General features: G+C 73.1%; 2 protein-coding genes. Both read left to right on the forward strand.

Annotated features, from left to right (window positions below):
• Positions 1–313 precede the first annotated feature (313 nt).
• Positions 314–913, forward strand: coding sequence for a cob(I)yrinic acid a,c-diamide adenosyltransferase (gene cobO, locus AB0C29_RS48030; protein WP_360544083.1), 600 nt, complete (start codon positions 314–316; stop codon positions 911–913).
• A partial coding sequence (locus AB0C29_RS48035; protein WP_360835010.1) for a cobyrinate a,c-diamide synthase occupies positions 907–1,496 on the forward strand: 590 nt, incomplete at its 3' end. The genes cobO and AB0C29_RS48035, both read left to right, overlap by 7 nt.

A 1,496-nucleotide genomic window follows, 5' to 3' on the forward strand; every position in this document is an offset into this window, starting at 1 on the left:
CCGGTGCTCGTCGCGCCGGCGCTGGCCGGGGTGGCGGCGGTGGTTGTCGATTGCGAAGCCGGGCCGATCCGGCTCGGCCTGGCCCGGGGGCTGGCCGCCGCCCTCGGCGCCGACATCATGCCGCTCGATGCGCTTGCCGCCAACCCGACCTCGACACCGCTGAGGAGGGCCGCGTGAAGCCGTCTTTCGTGGTCGCCCCGCCCGTCTCCGCGGTCGCCCGGTGGGTGCCCGCGCCGGCCTCGCGGGTTTCCGCCCCGACCTTGCGGCCCGGACGTTTTCGCGTGTCGTTCATCTCGCCGAGGAAGGCTGCCTGATGCCGCAGGGACAGGTCACCACCGTGCCGCAGGATGGGCTCACCACGCGGCAGCGGCGCCGGCAGGCTGTGCTCGCCGTCCACACCGGACACGGCAAGGGGAAGTCGACCGCCGCGTTCGGGATGGCTCTGCGGGCGTGGAGTGCCGGCTGGTCCATCGGTGTCTTCCAGTTCGTGAAGTCCGAGAAGTGGCGGGTCGGCGAGGAAGCCGCGCTCAAGGCTCTGGGGCAGACCGGCGGGCCGAGCGTGGCCTGGCACAAGATGGGTGAGGGCTGGTCCTGGATCCAGCGGGCCGGCACCGAACGCGATCACGCCGCCGAGGCCGCCGAGGGCTGGGCGCAGATCAAGCGGGACCTGGCTGCCGAGACCCACAAGTTCTATGTGCTCGACGAGTTCACGTACCCGATGAAGTGGGGTTGGGTTGATGTCGCCGACGTCGTCGCGACCCTCGCGGAGCGGCCCGGCACCCAGCACGTGGTGATCACCGGCCGGGACGCGCACCCGGACCTGCTCGCCGCGGCCGACCTGGTCACCGAGATGACGAAGGTCAAGCATCCGATGGACGCCGGCCGCAAGGGACAGCAGGGCATCGAATGGTGAGCATCCCGCGCGTGGTCATCGCCGCGCCCGCCTCCGGCCACGGCAAGACGACGGTGGCCACCGGACTGCTCGCCGCCTTCGCCGCGCGGGGCCTGAGCGTGGCGCCGTTCAAGGTCGGCCCGGACTACATCGATCCCGGCTATCACGCGCTCGCGGCGGGCCGCCCCGGACGCAACCTCGACCCGGTGATGGTCGGCGAGGAACTGATCGGACCCCTGTTCGCGCACGGTTCGGCGGGCACCGACCTGGCCGTCGTCGAGGGTGTGATGGGGCTCTACGACGGGCGTACCGGTGCGGGCGACACCGGGTCGACCGCGCACGTCGCCGGCCTGCTCGACGCGCCGGTCATCCTGGTCGTCGACGCCGCCGCGCAGGGCCGGTCGGTGGCCGCGCTGGTGCACGGCTTCCGCAGCTTCGGCAACGTCCGCCTGGCCGGGGTGATCCTGAACCGGGTCGGCTCGGACCGGCACGAGTCGATCCTGCGCGAGGCGTGCGAGGAGGTGGGCACGCCGGTGCTGGGCGCGATGCGCCGGGCGGATGCCGTCGCGGCCCCGTCCCGCCACCTCGGCCTGGTGCCCGCGGC

Origin of the sequence: Actinoplanes sp. NPDC048791 (assembly GCF_040650095.1) — a bacterium.
Taxonomy (GTDB): domain Bacteria; phylum Actinomycetota; class Actinomycetes; order Mycobacteriales; family Micromonosporaceae; genus Actinoplanes.